This is a genomic window from Actinomycetaceae bacterium MB13-C1-2, assembly GCA_035621235.1.
Taxonomy (GTDB): domain Bacteria; phylum Actinomycetota; class Actinomycetes; order Actinomycetales; family Actinomycetaceae; genus Scrofimicrobium.
The window spans coordinates 1,625,804-1,645,918 of sequence record CP141731.1; the positions used below are offsets into that span (position 1 = coordinate 1,625,804).

General features: G+C 56.9%; 13 protein-coding genes. 7 read left to right on the forward strand and 6 right to left on the reverse strand.

Going from position 1 to position 20,115, the window contains the following annotated elements:
• Nucleotide 1: 1 nt before the first annotated feature.
• From U6G28_07120 to U6G28_07130, 3 genes are all read right to left on the reverse strand, one after another.
• Nucleotides 2–541, reverse strand: coding sequence for a type 1 glutamine amidotransferase domain-containing protein (locus U6G28_07120; protein WRS29299.1), 540 nt, complete (start codon nt 539–541; stop codon nt 2–4).
• Nucleotides 542–606: 65 nt separating this feature from the next.
• Nucleotides 607–2,403 carry a DUF2207 domain-containing protein gene (locus tag U6G28_07125; GenBank protein ID WRS29300.1) on the reverse strand — a complete coding sequence of 599 codons (1,797 nt, stop codon included), beginning with the start codon at nt 2,401–2,403 and terminating at the stop codon, nt 607–609.
• A 147-nt stretch (nt 2,404–2,550) separates the two neighbouring features.
• Nucleotides 2,551–6,966 (reverse strand): 5'-nucleotidase C-terminal domain-containing protein, encoded by a 4,416-nt coding sequence (locus tag U6G28_07130; protein WRS29301.1) that lies wholly within the window; start codon nt 6,964–6,966, stop codon nt 2,551–2,553.
• 171 nt (nt 6,967–7,137) lie between these two features.
• Here U6G28_07130 and U6G28_07135 point away from each other — a divergent pair, with 171 nt between their 5' ends.
• Nucleotides 7,138–8,826: an ATP-binding cassette domain-containing protein gene (locus U6G28_07135; GenBank protein ID WRS29302.1), complete on the forward strand. Its 1,689-nt coding sequence runs from the start codon at nt 7,138–7,140 to the stop codon at nt 8,824–8,826.
• Entirely contained in the window at nt 8,816–10,537 is a 1,722-nt protein-coding gene (locus U6G28_07140; protein ID WRS29303.1) for an ABC transporter ATP-binding protein, read from the forward strand. Before U6G28_07135 ends, U6G28_07140 begins: the two co-directional genes overlap by 11 nt.
• A gap of 9 nt (nt 10,538–10,546) precedes the next feature.
• Here the strand turns inward: U6G28_07140 and U6G28_07145 are convergent, their stop codons facing one another.
• Both U6G28_07145 and U6G28_07150 read right to left on the reverse strand, forming a co-directional pair.
• Nucleotides 10,547–11,011: an HIT family protein gene (locus U6G28_07145; GenBank protein WRS29304.1), complete on the reverse strand. Its 465-nt coding sequence runs from the start codon at nt 11,009–11,011 to the stop codon at nt 10,547–10,549.
• Between the two features lie 37 nt (nt 11,012–11,048).
• Nucleotides 11,049–12,701: a CotH kinase family protein gene (locus U6G28_07150; protein ID WRS29305.1), complete on the reverse strand. Its 1,653-nt coding sequence runs from the start codon at nt 12,699–12,701 to the stop codon at nt 11,049–11,051.
• 204 nt (nt 12,702–12,905) lie between these two features.
• Between U6G28_07150 and U6G28_07155 the strand changes: the two genes are divergently transcribed.
• From U6G28_07155 to U6G28_07170, 4 genes are all read left to right on the forward strand, one after another.
• Nucleotides 12,906–13,706: an AAC(3) family N-acetyltransferase gene (locus tag U6G28_07155; GenBank protein WRS29306.1), complete on the forward strand. Its 801-nt coding sequence runs from the start codon at nt 12,906–12,908 to the stop codon at nt 13,704–13,706.
• Between the two features lie 93 nt (nt 13,707–13,799).
• Nucleotides 13,800–14,246: a DNA starvation/stationary phase protection protein gene (locus U6G28_07160; protein WRS29307.1), complete on the forward strand. Its 447-nt coding sequence runs from the start codon at nt 13,800–13,802 to the stop codon at nt 14,244–14,246.
• A gap of 101 nt (nt 14,247–14,347) precedes the next feature.
• Nucleotides 14,348–17,281, forward strand: coding sequence for a leucine--tRNA ligase (gene leuS / locus U6G28_07165; protein ID WRS29308.1), 2,934 nt, complete (start codon nt 14,348–14,350; stop codon nt 17,279–17,281).
• 10 nt (nt 17,282–17,291) lie between these two features.
• On the forward strand, nt 17,292–18,281 hold the full coding sequence (locus tag U6G28_07170) for a DNA-formamidopyrimidine glycosylase family protein (protein WRS29309.1): 990 nt from the start codon (nt 17,292–17,294) through the stop codon (nt 18,279–18,281).
• Between the two features lie 7 nt (nt 18,282–18,288).
• Here U6G28_07170 and U6G28_07175 read toward each other — a convergent pair whose 3' ends face one another.
• Nucleotides 18,289–18,810 carry a GNAT family N-acetyltransferase gene (locus U6G28_07175; GenBank protein ID WRS29310.1) on the reverse strand — a complete coding sequence of 174 codons (522 nt, stop codon included), beginning with the start codon at nt 18,808–18,810 and terminating at the stop codon, nt 18,289–18,291.
• 403 nt (nt 18,811–19,213) lie between these two features.
• Here U6G28_07175 and U6G28_07180 point away from each other — a divergent pair, with 403 nt between their 5' ends.
• Nucleotides 19,214–20,113 carry a sugar phosphate isomerase/epimerase family protein gene (locus U6G28_07180; protein ID WRS29311.1) on the forward strand — a complete coding sequence of 300 codons (900 nt, stop codon included), beginning with the start codon at nt 19,214–19,216 and terminating at the stop codon, nt 20,111–20,113.
• Nucleotides 20,114–20,115 lie beyond the last annotated feature (2 nt).

A 20,115-nucleotide genomic window follows, 5' to 3' on the forward strand; every position in this document is an offset into this window, starting at 1 on the left:
GTTACTCTGCTAGAGCATCTAGTAGTGCTGCGTTGAAGGCCTCAATGTCGCGCGGACTACGACTGGTAATCAAGTTCCCGTCAACCACGACTTCCTCATCGATCCAGATAGCTCCCGCATTCTTGAGATCTGTTGCGATTCGGGTGGTGGAGGTGAGCGTTCGCCCCGGAATAACTCCGGCCTCAATAATGATCCACGGTCCGTGACAGATTGACGCTACGGTCTTGTCTGCGTCGAAGAATGACTTCACGAAAGCAATCGCCTTCGGATTAGAGCGGAGCTTGTCCGAATTGAGCGTTCCTCCGGGAAGCACCAGTGCGTCGAAATCGGTCGGGTCGGCCTCATCCAACGTCAGATCTACCTCGAAATCATCGCCACGATCCCAGTCACCAATTAGGGCGGTTACGGTTCCGTGTTCTTCTGAGACGAGGACGGGCTGCCCACCCGCTTCTTCAACCACGCGCCACGGCTCAGTGAGTTCCGGTTGCTCGACTCCTCGCTTGAGGAGAAAGGCCACCTTCTTGCCAGATAGATTCGGCATTTCGCACTCCTTCGATTTCTTCCACCCTATCGGGTCAACGGGTTGTCTGCGATAGCCGGGGCTGATTATCGACCTCCGCCTCCTCCACCTCCACCGCCGCCGCCAGCGAATCCGCCACCACTACTGAACGAGCCAGAACCACCCGAAGAAGCGGGGGTTGTTGCAAGACTGGTTGATGCCTGCGCAGAGAAGCGATTCATCGCCCGGGAAACATCAGTAAACGAAGCGGGGGTAGCACCGCCTCCAACCAGATACCAGGTCGGGATCACCTCGTAGCCGAGTTCGGCGGAGCGCCTATCGAACATCTCGCTCCATCGCTGCGTCAATCCAAAGGCCATTGCCCAGGGAAGATAGTTTGAAAAGATGTCATAGTCCTGATCCCAGCGCAGGCTGGAGGGGTCTACGGTACGCAGATACTCTCGGAAACCGCGGCTTTGCTCAAAGAGAGCGCGGCCTCTGGGGGTCCTTGGACGCCCAAGTTTCTTTATGAGCCAATCATTACTGAAACCGGTATTTAGAAGGTCTTGGCGATACTGTGCGGTTTGTTCATAGAAACTTCCGCTTATCTCGAAGATGAGGACCGACTCGCGCGCTCCCAGGAGGTGGCCTAGCAGGTTGGCCTCAAATGGTTTGAGTCCGGTGATGCTTGGGGGGTTGGGCGTTCGTGCAATCAGCCAATCGTTTGGTTTCCAGCGCTTCTTGGAATCGACTTCGGCGATTATCAGATAGCCGCGAATTGCGAGGTCCAAGATGGTGGCCGAGAGGGTGGAGGTCTTGGCATCCTTGTCAAGGATCAGCGCTGCTTCCGCCGGTGCTAGACCTGCGGGCGGGAGATGTTGCACCGTAATGGGAGGTACGTCTTTGAGGAGCTCAACAGCGTAGTAGCTTTCGTTGCCTGGCCTCGGTAACTCTGACGGAGCTAAACCAACGTAGTGAAAGTCCCGAGACCTATGGATAAACAACGCGATAAGTCCCGCAATCCCCGCAACTATTGCGACCGCAGTCCCCAGGACCCACGGCCAGACAATCACGGACGATCCCTCCTCTGCAAACTCCTGATCGTATTCTGGCGCCGCGATCAGGATCGGGGAAGCATTAGTGAACGAGTTCGCCTCATACGCCGCCATAATTGAGAGAGCACTACCGGCAGGAAGAGCCTTGGCATGGAACGTAGCGGTGGGTCCGGAGCTGGAGTAGTCATCACAGGGGGTAGATGAACCGTAGGTTCCCGCATAGCAGGCGACATCAACGACACCAGAAGGGCCCTGAACAGTGACGGTGATGTCTTCCATTCGGACGTCCCAGTCGTTGAAGGCGTTCCAGTAGAACTCGTCTTGGTCTTCGGTGCCCTGCTTGTCTCGTATCTGGTTCAGGGCCCCGGCCATGTCATACGAGAGTATGTAGGTTTGGACGCCTGAACGTGTGTCATTCGATCCGTCTGGCGCGCCAACGGAAACCAGCAGTTCGTCACCTTCCTCGTCCTCAACCCAGACTTCGGCAGGAGCCCCGGACGGGCTGGAGACAGCAAAGTTCGAATACTCGTACTTTCGTATGAGGGTTGAGTCGTCCGGCCACCCCATGTGTTGAACAAGGGTGCGATAGAAACCGAGACCATTTCGGTCTCCGAAATCCCATGTGTACGTCTCGGTGATGTGGGCTACGCCGTCCTCGCTCAACTCAACGTTAATGTCCACTTTACGAATCACGTCATCGCGGGCATCGGCATGAGCTGGCACTGCAGCCGTGAGAATCGTGAGCATTCCGATCAGGACGAGGAAGAGGCCGACCAGTCTTCTGCTAGTCGGTGCTGGAGTTTGCTCTACAGCACCGGTCAAGGACGGCGCAATTCTCTGAGTTCCCATGTTTGAAGAGTACAGAACGACAGACGATATCCCGACCTCGTATGTTCTTGCAAGAGACCGAGAATGTGACAGGGGTCGGGAAGTTTGTACTTCCCGACCCCTGTCGTGCGGTCTGGTTCTGCACCTCACCTCACCGTGCTACCCGTTCTATACCTCTTCTCGACGAGACCTAACAGCGAGACCTGCACCCGTGGCGGTAACCGCAAGTCCAGCCAGAACCATCCACAGGACTGAAACGCCCGTATCAGGCAGTGCGCCGTCACCTGGTTTGCCGGGCCCGATGGGCCCCTTCACCGGAACAACCTCAACGAACGAGGTCGCGTAGCTTCCGGTTGGTGACGCAGTCATCTCCAGCGACGCGATACCGCCAGCCGTGCTTGCAGGTACCTTGAACTCGAAGAGGACCGAATCGCTCCAAACTCCCGTCTCCGCGTCCTTGACATTCGAGACGGCCGCGGTCTCCGTGAGAACTCCCGACGCTGTGGTCAGGGTCGCCTCGGCAGTCGGATTCTCCGGAGCACCAATTGCATGGATATTGATGTTCGAGAACGTGGCCTCCACCGTTTCTCCCGCTTTGACCGTTCCGTTGGCAGGGACCAAGTCGAGCTTGATGCCCTGCTTCGTGAAGTCCGGGACGATCCCTTCGCTTGCACGAGCGGCGTTCCTAAGCCCCGCTGATCCGTTGCTCTGCTCCTGCAGGAAGTTGAGCCACTGCTCCCAATCGAGCAGGCCGGTGTTTAGGGTTTCTGCTTCAGCGAAGACGTGGAAATTGTCCCCACCTGTCGCTAGGAAGGTAAATGTACCCGCACGGTAAGTTCCCTCTCGATCCACCAGCTTGCCGTCAATGAACACCTGGTCAACGACGCCGAGGGTCTCGCCCTCAATGTTCGGGTCAGCAATTTCGTGGTACGTGTAGCGAACATTGTCGGACAGACCTAGGTAGAGGAACGCCCTGGATGGAACATCCCCGTCAACGGTCCTCTGCCACTGCTGCTCCAGCATCGTGTAGATCTGATCTCCCGTCATCGTCACAACGGATAGTTCATTGTTGAACGGCAGCAGAGCTCTAGCCATTGCAACTGTGATCATGCCGTCTGTCTCCGGGTCGTAGACCAGGTCGGTGCGAAGACCTCCCGGGTTTGTGACGCCGAAATCTGGTGCTGCCTCAAGACCGGCCAGCTCATCGCGAAGCATGTTTGACACGAGTGTTCCAAGCGGCGAAGCGCCCCCGCGATCCTCTAGGGAATTGGAGTTCTTCTGGAACGCCCCGTCAACGTAGTCGCCGGCGGTATATGCCCGGCTGATAGTAGCTGCAAGGCGCCCCGTGGGCTTAGAACCCTCCAGGTCGGCGGTCTTCATTGCGTCGAGAACAATTTGGTAGGCAGCTTCTGTCACGGAGTTGAATCCCCTCAGAGAGTCAATTCCCAGACTTGAGGCTGTCGAAAGGTTCTTGGCGCTGTGACGAACGACCTCACCCGTTGCGGGGTCGACATCCAGCAGCACCTGGCCGATGTTCGCCCCGTACGATCCGGTCTGAACTATCGGACGGGTTCTACCGTCGTCTCCGACCGGAGCCTCCCATGCGTACTCCTTGTGGGTGTGTCCGGTGAAGATGGCATCCACTTCCGGAGCAGTCTGAGTGACGATCTTGTTGAAGATGGCGGAGTTCGCCATCTCTTGTTCAAGAGTCGAGCCGGTTCCTTCATTTGCTCCTTCGTGGTATTCGGCCACGATGACATCGGGAAGCTGGTCGGCGGGAAGCGCCATTAGTTCTTCAACGTACCTGTTCGTGGTGTCGACCGGATCGAGGAATGTCAGTCCCTCAACGTTTTGTTTCGATACCAGAGTCGGGGTTTCCTGAGTAACCGTCCCAATTACCGCAACACGGAGTCCGCCAGAGTTAACAATTACGTACGGCTGGAAGGGTTCGAGTATCTTCCCGGTTGAATCGTCGATGACGTTTGCACCCAGATATGGGAAGTTTGCCCATCCGTTCACTAGATCGATCCAGTCGGCTCCGTAATCGAACTCGTGGTTGCCAACGGCGCTCGCAACGAGGCCCAGGGCATTCAGAAGATCAATAGTCGGCTTATCCTGTCCGATCGCGGAGGCGAACAGCGAGGCGCCAATGTTGTCACCCGCAGAAAGAAGCAGCGAGGACTCTGCAACTCCGCTGTTCTTCAGCTCCTCAATCGTATAGGCGAACTGCATTGTGCTCGACGCCGTAAGCGCATCTTTGGCGTCGTTGAGACTCCCATCGATTCGGCCGTGGAAATCGTTTATGTTCAACAGCTGAAGCGTCACGACGTCCGAGGTGATCTTTGCCGGTGTGGTTGCAGTTGTTCCCGTCGGTTCTGCGACCATGGTGATCGTCGTGTCTCCACCGGCGGACGTTGTGGGAACCGTCAGTTCGAAAGCGACAGAGTCCGACCAGTAGCCGGCACCGTCCTTGGCGTTGACCAACGGCTCTGTTGCCGAAACCGGTAGCGTCAGATCCAGTGTTGCCGTCACGTCGCCGTTTTCTGGTGCACCAATCGCGTGGACATTCAGATTCGAGTAGGTGACTTCAACGGACTCTTCGTCAGAAACGGTTGCATCAGACGGAACGACGTCGACCTCGACTCCCTGCTTGCGGAAGTCAGGTTCGATGCCGGCCTCGCCGCTTTCGCTTGCGAGGTAGGCGAACCACTGCTCGTAGTCCAACAGTCCAGTGTTGGTAACAGTGGTGTCATTGAAGACCCAGAAGTTGTCGCCAGCAGTTGCCAAGAAGTTGAATGTTCCGACTGTGTACGTTGCCGCTCGGTCGATCAGTTTCCCGTCAATCCAAACGGTATCGACAATGCCCTTTTCGGCACCGGGGATAACCGGGTCATCAATCACGTGGTACGTGTAACGAACGTTGTCGGACAGACCCAGATACAGGAACGTCCTAGAGGGAACCTTCCCGGAGGCATCTCTCTGCCACTGTTGCTCCAGCATCGTGTAGACCTGGTCGCCGGTCATCTTGACGGTTGCAAGCTCATTATTGAAGGGAAGAATCGAGTTGGCTTCCGCGACCGTAATGTTGCCGTTGACATCTGGGTTGTAGACGAGATCCTTACGTAGTCCGCCCGGATTGGTGACGCCAAAGTCCGGTGCGTCCGGAAGGACAGACAACTGATCGCGGAGCATATTCGAGACCAGGGTTCCCAGTGGAGAAGCGCTTCCGCGATCCTCAAGGGAGTCACTGTTGGTTTGGAACTTTCCGTCAACGTAGTCGCCGTGGGTGAATGCTCGCGAAATCGTGGCCGCGATGCGGCCGGTGACCACGGATCCTTCCTCATCGGCCTTCTGCTCGGCAGCAAGGACAATGTCGTAGGCGGTAGCCGTGGCGGGGTTGAAACCGCGTAGCACATCAATACCTAGACCGGTTGAGGTGCTGACGTTTTGTGCCGTGTGGCTCGCAACTTTCCCAGTTTCCGGATCTACCTGCAAAATCACCTGGCCGATGTTCGCACCATATGAACCCGTTTGGACAATGGGACGAGTCGCGCCGTCGTCGCCTACCGGTGCTTCCCACGCGTATTCCTTGTGGGTGTGTCCGGTGAAGATGGCATCAACATCCGGTGAGGTCTGGGTGACGATCTTGTTGAAGACGGCTGAATTTGCCATCTCCTGCTCAAGGGTTGACCCCTTTCCTTCATTCGCGCCCTCATGGTATTCGGCGACAATGATGTCGGGTCGCTGCTCTTCTGGAAGCGCCATCAGCTGGTCCGCATACGTGTTGACGGTGTCAACGGGATCCAAGAATGTCAGTCCAGCCGTATTCCCGGCGGAGACGAGAGCCGGAGTCTCCTGTGTCACTACGCCGATAACTCCGACTTTCAGGGAACCCGAATTAATCACCGTGTAGGCCTGGAATGGAGAAGGAATACTACCGTCCGACTGGACGACGTTTGCGGCCAGATAGGGCCAGTTTCCACCGGCCCAGCCGTTTACCTCGCTGATCCAGTCCCAGCCGTAGTCAAACTCGTGGTTTCCCACGGCACTGGCCGCAAGTCCCAAAGCGTTCAGTAACTTGATCGTGGGCTCATCATTCTGGAGCGAAGAGGCAAAGAGTGACGCGCCAATATTGTCCCCGGCCGAGAGCAGCAGTGTGGAGTCAGCAAGACCGCCACTCTTGAGTGACTCCACCGTGTAGGCGAAGTCCATGGTCGAGGATCCGGTCAGCGCGGTCTTGCTCTCGTCGAGTTGACCTGAGATTCGCCCGTGGAAGTCATTGATGTTGAGTAGCTGAATCGAGACGAGGTCCGCGGCTGCCTTGGCAGTAGAGCGCGAAAGGGCGGGGGACTCCGCTTCTTCGGAGCCGGTCTGATCGCTCTGTGAATCTTCGTCTCCCGTCGCCGCGGGATCATCCGATTGCGGCTGTTCATCTAGCAGCTTTTGGTCATCCAGGGCTATGCCTGGATCTTGAGATTCTTCGGGAACCTCGCTCTGCGCCAGGGCGGGAGGTGCCAGAGTTAGTGAAGCAACAACGAGTGCTGCCGCCGATAGTCCAGAGGACCACCGCGCAAGCTTTCGCATCTTTTCTCCTTTGAACTGTATTGCGGTGCGTATCAGGGGAGCACGGATGCGGCAACTGTGCCCACAGGCGGACGTCCGTCCCGACACGGTCCGATCTAGCCTAGTAGATTATCGGACCCAGTGGGATGCTAGTTGGGGTCGAATTCTGAACTGAATGAGAGAAGGTTGAAGGTGGCTAACCCAAAGCTTGACCCACGGGTCAAGGGCGTCGTCTCCCGGTCCGATCGATTCGTACAGATCGGATTGCGCTGGCTCAGCGTACTAGCCATTTCACTGGTAGCCGTGAAAGTTGGGAATGCCCTCGATATCACCGCTGCTGGGCGTCGTCTCCCGGCTTCGTGGTGGGTGTGGGTCGTTTTCTTGGTCGCTGTTGCCGCGCTCTCTGGTGGTCTTGCCGTGACTCAGTCTCTACGGGTGCAAAATAGCGCTGAGCGAAGCCTACGAAATCTGGCACACGACGCATCATTCGCGCTCGGGCCGATCAGGGTGCAGGGTCACGCAGGGCAGCTACTTGACCTGGCTTCAACTGGAGCGATGCGTGCCGCTCGTTACCGGGGCGGTTTCCTCTCTGCCAGCGTCGCTTCACTTAGCGCCCCCTTGATCGTTCTCGCGGTCATCGGTTTCTCTGCAGGCTGGGGCGTAGCGGGACTCATGACCGTTGTCGTTGTCGTCGGCCCGTTGCTCATCGGCGCATTTCAGGGAATGAACAAGGACGTTGGTGACAGGTTCCGCGACTCGCAGTCTCATCTTCGCGAGAAGTTCCTTGAGGGGGTCAACGCCCTCGAATCGCTTTCGTACGCCGGTGCTGGGAACTCGTATGCCAAGTCTCTGGCAGGGACGAACGAGGAACATCGTAAGAAGATTATGCGGCTGTTGGCCAGCAATCAGCTCCTGATCCTAATCATGGATCTGGTGTTCTCACTGGGAGCCCTGATACTAGCGACCATCCTCGCGGTGCGAGGAATCGGGAACGGAACACTGACCACGGGCCAGGCACTCTCGGTAATACTACTGACGATTATTCTCGTCGCACCCGTTGACTTAATCGGGCAGTTTTTCTATGTCGGCATCGGCGGGCGCGCGGCTCAAAGACAGTTCAGCGTGCTCTTGAGTGAGGTGGAAGCGGCCAAAGACTACTCAGATGCGGCTATGCCTCATCCGGGAGAGGGTCCAGAGCCTCCCGCACCGCCAGCGATTCTCCTTGATCACGTTACCGCTGGATGGCCGGGCAGCGAACCCGTTCTTAGGGACGTCTCGATACGAGTCGATTACGGGGAGCATGTGGCACTGGTCGGCCCCTCTGGAAGCGGAAAGTCAACGCTCTCCGCCGTGGTTCAGGGATTGATTCACCCCGATACGGGACGTGTTCTCACAAACGCGGCACCGCCGTCGGAGGCGGTGGATTCGATTGCCGTGGTTGAGCAGAGAAGCTATCTGTTCAACGCATCCATCGCTGAGAATCTGCGATTGGCTAAGCCCCATGCCAGCGACGCGGAACTGTGGAGCGCACTGGAGAAGGCAAACCTGGCGGCGGACATTCGCGCAATCGGCAGTGGTCTGGAAACCCAGGTGGGCAATCGCGGTTCGCGGCTCTCCGGCGGTCAAGCGCAGCGGCTGGCCGTAGCTCGTGCCCTGCTAAAGGACGCACCGATTCTGGTTCTTGATGAGCCCACCTCGCAGGTAGATCTGAGGGGAGAAGCCCTAATCCTTGAGGCAATTGGGCGTGCCTCAAAGGGGCGCACGGTGCTGACGATAGCCCACCGGAGCGCCGCGGTCCGGGAGGCTGATCGAGTTCTGGTGGTCCCAGATGGCATCGTAGCGGTAGCGAACGAGGGGGAGGGCGATGGCGATGGCTTCTAACGTCTCGGCGCAGTCGACTACCTCTTGGCTGATCAGCAGAACCCGAGGTGTTCGCGCGATTTGGTTGATAAGCGCACTTGCCAGAATCGCGAACCAGTTGCTTCTCATTGCGGTGCTGGTGTGTGCGGGAATGGCTATCCTTGAAGCCTCTCTGAGTCCGTGGATCTGGTGGATCCTTGGTCTGTCGATCGTGAAGGCGAGCCTGCGATATCTAGAACACTTCGCTGGACACTGGGTCGCCTTTACCATGCTGACGCGAATGAGGACCGAGTTCTACGATGCGCTCGTTCCGCAGGCTCCTGCGGTCGCCAAGGGGAATGGGGCGGCCGAACTGAGTGAGCGGGCCACCAAGGACATCGATCGAGTCGAAGTGTTCTTTGCACATACCGTGCCACCGGCCGTGGCGGCCGTCGCTGTCCCCCTGGTCGCCATTGTCTGGTCCTGGACAGTCCTGGGAGTCCGATCGGCTCTCATAATGCTCACCTCCTCGATTCTTATGGTTGCTGGACCCGCACTGGCCAGAGAACTCTCTTGGAAATCAGTTCAGAAGCTGGGAGAGGTCAATGCGCGACTCACTGTTCATTTGGGCGACAGCATTCAAGGGGCCCGGGAGGTCGCCGCATTCGGGGCACAGTCTCGGCGAACTGAGGACGCCCACAAACTTGAGCGAGGAGCAGACGGACCACTTACTCGGATTCGCAGAATGGCTGGGATAAGAGAAGGGATGCTTGTTGCCATTGAACTAGCAACTTTGGCATTGCTTGTCGCCACGCCGGGAGGAACCGATCTGTTTGTTCCCCTCATTTCCGTCCTTGTCTGGATTGGCCTATGGGCACCTCTTCGGGGGGTGGACGATTTCGTTGATGGGCTTGACGACGCCCTGGAGTCAACGGAGCGTGTGCGACGAACCATCGATGCGGAGCCCGCCGTGGTCGAGAGAACCGACCCCGCTACTCGCAGAGAGATTTCGCGGAGAAACGGGATACTACGTGTCGAAGGTGTCAGCTTCAGCTACCCGAAGACGGGTGGGCTAAGCGACCCCGCCGAAGCGGTACTCAAGGAAATCAGTTTCGAGGTTTCACCCGGATCATGGGAATACCTGGCGGGGGTGTCCGGATCAGGAAAGAGCACACTGGCGGCACTGATGGCCCGTGGCTACGATCCTAACCAGGGCGCAGTCTCGCTGAACGGTACGGACATCAGGGATATACCGCTCGCGGAACTGCGTCGTCGTATTGCACTGGTAGTTCAGCGCCCGTATCTACTTCACGCAACGCTGGCAGAGAACCTGCGATTGTCCGTTCCCGAAGCCACTGACCAGCAACTTCGTGCCGCACTTCGAGCGGTGGACATGCGGGACTGGGCAAGAGAATCAGGGCTGGGTCGCATAATCGACACAGACGGCGGGAATCTCTCTGGAGGACAAATCCAGAGGATCGCTATTGCACGAGCGTTGCTGATCCGCCCTCAGATACTGATTTTGGACGAGGCCACGAGCCAGATTGACGAGGCTACGTCGAAGCGGGTTAAAGAGGGCATCCGTCAGTTCGATCCAGAGATGACGGTACTAGAGATCTCGCACCAGGTGGACCGGGTGCTTCCCTCCTCATTTATCGCCGTTATTGATGACGGTGAGTTAGTCGAGCAGGGAAGAGCAAGCGAACTACTCGCGAACTCTCAGGGTTATCTGTCTCGACTCGCGGCCCGCTAGGCATCCAGGCTAGATGTCAAGTGGTTCGTTTGCGTCCTCAGGTTTGGTGTCTGCGCGTAGCACCATTTCTTCAAACCCTTGGTCGGCCAGAACTGCGGTCAGCCGACGATACGCATCCTCAAATGTCTCCGAGTCGACAGGAGCACCGTTGCCCAGGTTGGCCGACCCCTCGGAGGTCGCGGGAATTACGTGGACGTGCGCGTGGGGGACCTCGAATCCGGCGATTATGACCACGGAGCGGGGCACGTCAAATGCCAGTTCCTGGGCCCTGCCTATCTTGGCCGCAACGTCAAAGAGGTGACTACGCAGTTCATCCGGCAGGTCGGTCCATTTGTCAATGGGTTCGCGTGGGATCACCAGCGTGTGCCCAGGTGCGACGGGGTTGATATCCAGGATTGCGAAGCACTTCTCGTCCTTCCAAACGAACTTGCCGGGAATCTGGCCGCCTAGGATTTTTTCAAAAATGGTGCTCATGACTCCATTGTGTTCCTGCCAAGCGGAACTTTCCAGACTAGGACTGTCCTGATCCAAGCTCAGAATCTGCCGCCGCGATCCGAGCCAGATACTGAGCAATGGCGTTACGCTCGGTCACCACAGTCTCTGCGCTGATTAGTTCACCGGCATCGTTGATGAGCAGTTCTGCGTATTCGTTCAGCACTTCGTCGGCAAACCCACTCGTCACGAGACTGGCTTGCAGGTAGGTATAGGCAGTTTCGTACAGGTCATTGAATGTCGTCGAAGCCATGAACCGGCTCTCAAGGATGTTTGACCCTGCCATGCCGCCACGTCCGGGTCCACCCATGTTCGGCATTTCCATGCTTTGAGGCTGTTCCATCCCGTCGGGGACAATCCCACCATCTGGCACTGTCCCAGCTCCCGGACCCGCGGTTCCATCCGGTGAAGTCATCCCTGCCGGTGGCATTACCCCCTCACCGGGTGCCTCGCCGCCTGTCGGAGGTTGCGTTCCGCCGGGACCACCACCGGGTTCCATGTTCCCTGACTGCATCTGGTCAGGCACATTCCGGGGCATGTTGCCTCCTTCCGGCCCCTGCGTGCTACCTGGAACTCCCATGCCGCCAGCGTCTCCGAGACCTCCCATGCTGTCGAAGGCGACATCATGATCCCAAGCGACCACGGTCATCAGACCGGTCTCCGGGTCATAGTGAAGGTATCCGTTATTGCCCGGACCAGAGATAGTGTCTTGGTTCCCAATCAGGCTCTCCACAGCGAGGTAGGTAGCGAACTGTTCGATATCAAGTTTGTCGCCCAATGACGCCTGAAACTCCTCATCCGTTGCGTTGTTGATAAAGTCCATGAACTGAGCGATGGGTGTCATACCCACTTCTTCAGCGCCGGTGCGCTGCTTCCATAGACTCTCATAACTGGCTCCATCCTCCCCGTGGTAGTCCCAGTCCCCGTCGGAGTCTGCCTTCCAGGTCGCGCCGTCGGTTCCAAACCACTCCTCGTTCCAAAGAGCGTCATCGGGGACCTCAGAAATAAGGCGTAGCGTCGAATCCCCACCATTTACGGAGAACGCGGAGAACGCAACCCTGTGTGCGGGTAAGCCGGCCTCTTCGATCATGGCCATTGCAACGGCCTCGTTCAAATACGTGTCAGTGTCATTTCCGCGCACCACGAAGTCGTGGCGCCCCAGGTACTCCTGTCCGTCAACGTACTTGTCGAGGCGGATTAGCCACGGAATCGTTGCTGGATCAGTCGAGTTTCCCGGTGAAGAATCGCCGTCGGCGTCCTCCTTCTCCAAGTCTTCCTGCGTCAGTTCGATACCGCGAGATTCGGCCAGTGCCTGCCGCAGAGAACGGTTGCCCTTCAACCGCAGTCCCGCGTTCTCGAACGTCGTCCCGTCAATGTTTACGGTGACGCTTATCCAGTTCTTGTCGCCGTCCGCGGCGTACGCGGCCATCATCTCCTCGTATTCCGTATCGTCGAAGTCGACACTGATAGCGTGAACACGATCCGTGGTGAAGAAGGTTTCGGAGGTGGACGTCGAGCCTGTTTCGGCTCCGCTTTCTCCGGTCGGGACTACATCACTGCACGCTGCGAGAGAAACCACGAGGGCGACCGTCGCTCCCGCAGCGCTTAGCCATCGGGCCTTGGTCGATTTAGTTCTTATGGTCGTTTTTGGTTCTACTGGTGACTCATGCATACGAGGATCCCAGCATCCAAAGCTTGGCGCTCCCTTGGCTGAACCTATGTATCAGCTATGCGACTGAGTCTCAACTGAGCCCATCGCCATAGTCGGGAGCAATCTGAACGCTGGGCGAAATAAGTAAGAGCGGGTAGTTCAAGTTGGCCGCGTTGTGCTGAGCCCGGAGTAAAGAATCGTAGGCCGATCAGGCATCATGGAGCTATGCACAATGTTTCTGGCCTAGAAAACGACCTAGGGTCGTGGGGAGTCCCGCGAGAAGCGACCCTGCTGATCCACTCCTCAATGAAGTCGATCGGCCAGGTCCAGGGCGGCGCGGACTCCGTGATTGAGACGCTGTCGAGTTTCTTTGATCCCGGTCTGCTGGTTCTTCCAACCCACACTTGGATGAGTGTGCACCAAGACGGTGACGTTTTCGATGTGGAGACCTCCCCCTCCTGCGTCGGGGTTCTTCCGGACATATTTCGCGGCAGGAACGATGTGATTCGCTCATGGCATCCGACCCACTCTGTCGCTGTGCGCGGCGCGGATGCGGAGGAGTTTACTGACGGGGAACAACTGGCCAGAACCCCGTGCCCTAAAGACGGCGTTTACGGGCGACTTTTGGACAGGGAGGCCTACATCGCATTTCTTGGATGCCCGATGACGAAGAACACGTATGTTCACGGGGTTGAGGAGTGGGCCCGAGTGCCGAATCGAATTGCATCTGAAGCAACCCAGCTTTCTGTGCGCACCCCAGAGGGGGAGATCATCGATGCCCCACAGTTCATGCATAAGGCACCCATTGACGACGTCTCATCCAACTACGGAAAACTCCAGGAGCCCCTAAGTCGGTTTGGTCTTCTGCATCAGGGCAGATTTGGTGACGCGACGGTCTTGGTTACCACCGCTCGCGGCGTTTTCGATCTGACGGCCCATCTTCTGGCCCAGGATCCAGACTTGTTCCTCACATCCGAGGCGGTTCCTGAGGAACTTCTTGAGGGCTTTGTCGGTGGGCGTCGGTAAGATTGGGGTAAGGAGCAGGTAGGAGTCCGTGCCTGCTCGAAGTTAATATGCACGCCCGACTGAAACACGGTCGGCGAGGATAGAGGGGGAACCATGACAGAGGTAAACGCTACGGTAACCGAGGCGCTCCAGCAGAGTGTCGTTGATTTGATCGCCCTTGAACTGCAATCAAAGCAGGCACACTGGAACATTCGCGGGGAGCAGTTCCGCTCGCTCCACCTGGCGCTGGATGAGGTTGTTGATCAGGCACGCACGTTGGCAGATGAGGTTGCGGAACGCCTGGCACAGGTGGGTGGCACGCCTGATGGTCGCCCGGAAACCGTCGCTGCCACCACCGTTCTTGCTCCGATAGACGCTGGAATTCTAGAGACCGGCAAGACATACGTGCTAATGGCCGAAAAAGTCCAGCAGGTCTCAGACAAGGTCAAGGAAGCAATCAAGCCGGTCGATGACGTTGATCCGGTAAGTGGCGACATCCTTATCGCAACGTCCGAGGCACTAGACCAGCAGGCCTGGCTGCTTCGTTCGGCTACCGAGTAGCACATCTGACAAACATCACTTGGTGGGTGCCCGGATGACTTCCGGGCACCCACTTTGATTGCGATAACCTACTTGGAGCGAACTTACAGGGGGTAAACCATATGGCTGAGTCGGTCGCGCCGAGAACCGATAGGGCAGCGTCATCTGGAACGGATGAACCGAAGTTCCGTTATTCTCCACGCCTTGCCGAGCAGATTGAGCAACGATGGCAAAAGTACTGGACTGAGAATGGATCGTTCAACGCTGATAACCCGACAGGTGATCTGGCCGGGCCTAGGGCGGAGCTTGAACCTTGGTTCGTCATGGACATGTTTCCGTATCCCTCGGGTGCGGGTCTCCACGTCGGTCACCCATTGGGATACATAGCAACGGACATTCTTGCCCGTTACCAGCGAATGCAGGGCAAAAATGTGCTGTACACTCTCGGTTATGATGCGTTTGGGTTACCCGCTGAGCAGTATGCGATCTCCACCGGCCAACACCCTCGCAAGACAACTGAGAACGCAATTAAGGTCTACCAGCGTCAGCTGGCAAGACTGGGCCTGTCGCACGATCCGCGTCGTTCCTTCGCGACCATTGATGATGATTACGTGAAGTGGACTCAGTGGATCTTCCTGCAGATCTACAACTCTTGGTATGACCCCGAAGCCAAGAACGGTGAAGGAACCTTGGGGGCTGCTCGTCCGATCACCGAGCTAGTTGCAAAACTCGAATCTGGCGAGAAAGCAACCCCCGATGGGCGACCCTGGGTAGAACTGTCCGAAGAAGAGCAGTACCAGGTGCTTTCGGATCACCGCCTGGCATATCTCTCCGAGTCGCCGGTTAACTGGTGTCCCGGTCTCGGGACCGTGCTGGCCAATGAAGAGGTCACCTCTGAGGGACGCTCAGAGCGCGGCGACTTTCCCGTGTTTACAAGGAACCTGCGCCAGTGGAATATGCGGATCACCGCATATTCCGACCGACTTACCGAGGGACTGACGGACATTGACTGGCCGGACAAGATTAAGTCGATGCAACGCCATTGGATCGGGAAATCCCATGGTGCTTTTGTGGACTTCACTGCCCTTAACGATAGTGGTGAATCAGCCCTGTTACGCGTGTTTACCACTAGGCCTGACACCTTGTTCGGTGCAACGTTCATGGTGGTTTCCCCCGAACATCCGCTCCTCAGTAAAGGGATTCCCGAGCGGTGGCCTGAAGGTACCCGTGTTGCATGGACTGGAGGATATTCGAGTCCACGTGAGGCCGTTGCTGCCTACCAAAAGGAGGCCACGGCCAAGACAGATATGGAACGTCAAGCAGAGGCTGGGGAGAAGACTGGAGTCTTTACCGGGATCTTCGCGACGAACCCGGTAAACGACACAGCCGTGCCGATTTTTACGGCCGACTATGTTCTGATGGGCTACGGGACCGGAGCAATCATGGCCGTGCCCGCCCACGACGAGCGCGACTTCGCGTTCGCCAAGGCCTTCGACTTGGACATTGTCCCAACTATTCAACCGACCGAAGACGACGGGGTTCCTGAGGGATTCGATAATCAGGAGGCTGCCTGGACCGGTGACGGAGTGATAGTGAACTCCGCTCGGGGCGACGAGTTCTCCATTAACGGCATGCGTAAGCAGGAGGCCATTGAGACAATCACGGCCTGGCTGGCAGACCGGAGAATCGGAGAGGCGACCACTACCTATCGTTTACGCGATTGGTTGTTCTCGCGTCAGCGCTACTGGGGTGAACCTTTCCCGGTGGTGTATGACGAGAATGGTCGCGTTCATGCTCTTCCTGAAGAACAGCTCCCCGTCTTGTTGCCGCATCTGGACGATTTCTCTCCTCGGACATTCGACCCCGAGGACGGAGAGTCAAACCCGGAGACACCACTTGGACGTGCTCAGGAATGGGTGAACGTAGAGATGGATCTGGGCGATGGCCTCAAGGAGTACAAGAGGGACACCAACACCATGCCCAACTGGGCTGGGTCCTGCTACTACGAACTTCGGTACGTTGATCCCCACGACGCGGTCTCGTTAATCGATCAGGTTAACGATGACTACTGGATGGGTCCCCGAGAGAAGAAAACCTCTGGCGGAGTCGACCTCTACGTTGGCGGCGTCGAGCACGCGGTCTTGCACCTGCTCTACGCCAGGTTCTGGCAGAAGGCGTTGTTTGACCTTGGATACGTGAGCGCCGCTGAACCGTTCCACAAGCTCTTCAATCAGGGCTACATTCTCGCGTATGCATACACTGACTCTCGCGGGGTCTACGTTCCTGCGGAAGAGGTAGAGGGCGATCCCGAAAGCGGCTTCACCTGGAAAGGGGAGCCCGTAACTCGCGAGTACGGAAAGATGGGCAAGTCCCTGAAAAACTCCGTTACCCCAGATGAAATGTGTGATCAGTACAGTGCTGACGCGTTTCGGGTCTTTGAAATGTCAATGGCACCGCTCGACATCTCCCGACCTTGGGAGACAAGGTCTGTTCCAGGAGCGATGCGATTCCTACAGCGCCTGTGGCGCAATGCAATTGATGAAGAGTCAGGTGAACTCACCGTCGCGGACGAAGAGGCTGACCTGGAGACGAAGCGTCTTGTTGCAAAGACTATTTCGGAGGTCACGGAGGAACTGAACAATATGCGGATTAACACTGCGATTGCTCGTCTTATCGTGCTCAACAATCATCTGACCGGACTGGAGCAGGTGCCACGCGAGGCTATCGAGCCATTGGTTCTTATGACCGCCCCGTTGGCACCGCACATGGCCGAGGAACTGTGGAGCAAGTTGGGTCACCGCGAAAGCCTTGCTACCCACGACTTCCCGGTGGTTGAAGACGAGTCTCTACTGATCGAAGAAACCGTGACCTGTGTGGTTCAAGTCAACGGCAAGCTACGTGCAAAGTTCGAGGTTCCTACATCGATTGATGCGCAAACACTTGAGGCAGAAGCTCGGGAGCTGTCACCGGTGCGCCGGGCGATGGGCGAGCAACAGCCGATAAAGGTGATTGTTAGGGAACCTAGACTGGTCAACTTCGTGGTGCCGGGTAAGTAGCGGTCGGTTCGTGCCAGAAGGACATTCGATAAGGCGGCTCGCAAACACCTTCGAAGAATGGTTCGTGGGTTCGCAGTGCTTCACTTCTTCGCCTCAAGGACGATTTGAACGAGGGGCGCAACTCCTGAATGGACGAGTAATGGCCGACTCTGAGTCGGTTGGAAAACATCTCTTTCTCCGCTTTGACGACCTTGAATCAGAGTCAACGATGCCGCTGTGGTTGCACGTTCACCTAGGTCTGTACGGTGCCTGGCGCTTCCATGCAGATAGCGGTGTAGAAGTTGCTGCCTCGATCGGTGCTCCCCGTCGAAACAACTCCTACCGAGAGGTTCGAGAGGATACGGGGGTCGTTCCTCTTCGAAGGAGAGAGAACGAGGGGATAGCGGTAGATCGAACTGAGGCGGCTGCCGATGGACTATGGCAGCCACCGGAGCCGGTCGGCGCTGTGCGTCTAAGAATAGACAACGGGAGAGTAGCAGCTGACCTGGCCGGACCTACCCGTTGCGAGGTGCTGACACCCGAGGAAGTTGAGGGAGTCATTGACCGCCTCGGTCCAGATCCTCTAGATCATCGCTCTGATCCCTCCGCGCTAAAGGCAAGATTCGTGACGAACGTTCGTGCCCGAAAACGGCCAATTAGCGAACTGATTATGGATCAGTCGGTTATCGCTGGAGTGGGCAACATTTACAGGGCCGAGGGACTATTTCGTCAGGGCATCTCCCCGAATCGAAAGGGGGCGAACGTCTCGATCCCTCGCCTTGAGCGCCTCTGGGACGATTATGTGTACCTGCTGGATAAGGGCGTGAAAGAGGGACGAATTATTACCGTTCGTTCCGAAGATAGACCTGATCCCGAGATCGCTAAAGACCTCGACCCTGAGGCTCTTCGTTGGTACGTCTACCACCGAACCGGTCGGAATTGCCTTGTTTGCGGCAACGAGATTAGCGAGAAAGAAGTGCAGGGCCGCAGGCTATTTTGGTGCGGTACCTGTCAAAAATAAGAGCGGACTAAACTCGGTGCTCTTCCTTGATTTCTTCAGCGATGGGGGCAAATCCCAGTCGACGATAGAGATTGAAGGCCTCAGGCATTTGCTTCATGTCGAGTCGAAGTGTAACCGAGTCATAGCCCCAGTCTCTGGTTCTCTGTGACAGTTCGGCGACCAGCGCGGTGGCTATTCCACGGCGTCGGTGCTCGGGATCAACCATGAGGTCGAGGACAAAGGGCCCGCGAGGAACGTCGTCGAAAGGTGCATCCAAGACACAGAATACGGCCCCAACCAGTTCACCATCCAACCAGGCGCCGATAAATGAATCGTCTCTCGGGGTGCCAAGGGCACCCTCGAAGTAAAGTCGCATCTCATCGGTCGCGCGCCAAAAGTTCTCGGCGGTAAGACGTTGCTTGTATGCGACAAGAGACAGTGATGCAAGCGCGGGTAGATCGTAGACGGTGAGCGTGGCCAGTTGTAATCCCTCGACCGACGGCTCACTATCAACGGACGAGGCATCTGCCTTAAGTGTTAGCTCGGTCATAGTTCAAGGCTAGTTCATGAACGAGGCAAAGCGTCGCATTTTGGATCACGAGTGTGCCTCAATGCAGGTCAGCGCCGCAGATGGAACTACGCGCCGCCGGTCACCCTTCTGAGTGGTCGTCGTGCAAGAGTCTGGAAATAGTCGTGCCTCGGATGGGTAAACCTGTTGACGCGGACTCATTGAGCGGTCGCGGATCCTCGCTGTCTTCTCCCCGCAGGGGAAAGTCAAGTGCTTTTGAAGCGTTCTCAACGTCGTATCTGTATATGAGCATCTGCAACGCGACGAATTTGCCGTTGGCAGCCGAGAACAAATGCTATAGTATCGATCCTATAGGATATATAACCTGTAGGTGCGATTGAGGACAACGATGTTTACAGCGGAAGACTGGCCAATTGCTTGCAAGATGGCTTTTGGTGAAAAGACACTTAACGGAGAGGCTATTGGTGAGGCCGGGCCTGGAGCATGGGCGTTCCAGTTAGCTCAGGTTCAAGCTAATGGCTTTGATTGCATCGACCCGACTGATGTGTGGGTGCCCTTCTGGGAGTTCGATGACGCGAAACTGTCCGAATTCGAGAGAGTCGTGGAAGACCACGGGCAGCGATTGGCGTCGCTGTCCATGGGACGGCGGTCTGTGGCAGACCAGGATCGCGGAGACGACTATCTGCGTATTGCCCATCGTTTTGTCGATCTTGCGGACAAGTTTGGGTCTCAAGTAGTGAACATAGGGTACTTCGGAGATCTGTTGCCAGAGCAAACAAAGGCTCTATGGTTCTGGCACGCTGATGGATTTTCTAGTGTTCCAGAGACTCGAGACATCGCAATTTTACGGACTCAGGAACTCGCGGATCATGCAGCACGCCTCGGAGTTCGGATCTCGCTCGAAATGTATGAAGACTCTTTCTGTGGCACGCCAGAAGAGGCCATCTCCATGGTCCAGGATATTGACCGTCCAAACGTCGGATTGAACCCTGATATCGGCAATCTGATTCGGTTGCACCGCCCGATGCCGTCAGGGCTTGATATGTACAAGCAGGTGCTTCCGTACGCGAACTTCTGGCATATCAAGAACTATATGCGCGACGAAGATCCAGCAACCGGTGCATATTTCACGTTTCCGACACCCCTTGAGACCGGAATTATCGACTACCGAACTGTCATCCAGTTGGCGCTCGCGAATGGGTTTGACGGTGTACTCATGGCGGAGCACTACGGCGGTGACTGGTTGGGTATCCAAGCCCAGAATATGCGCTACATGCGTGAAGTTTTGCGGCAGTCGGAATCTCTGATCCACGAGCGGAAGTAGTC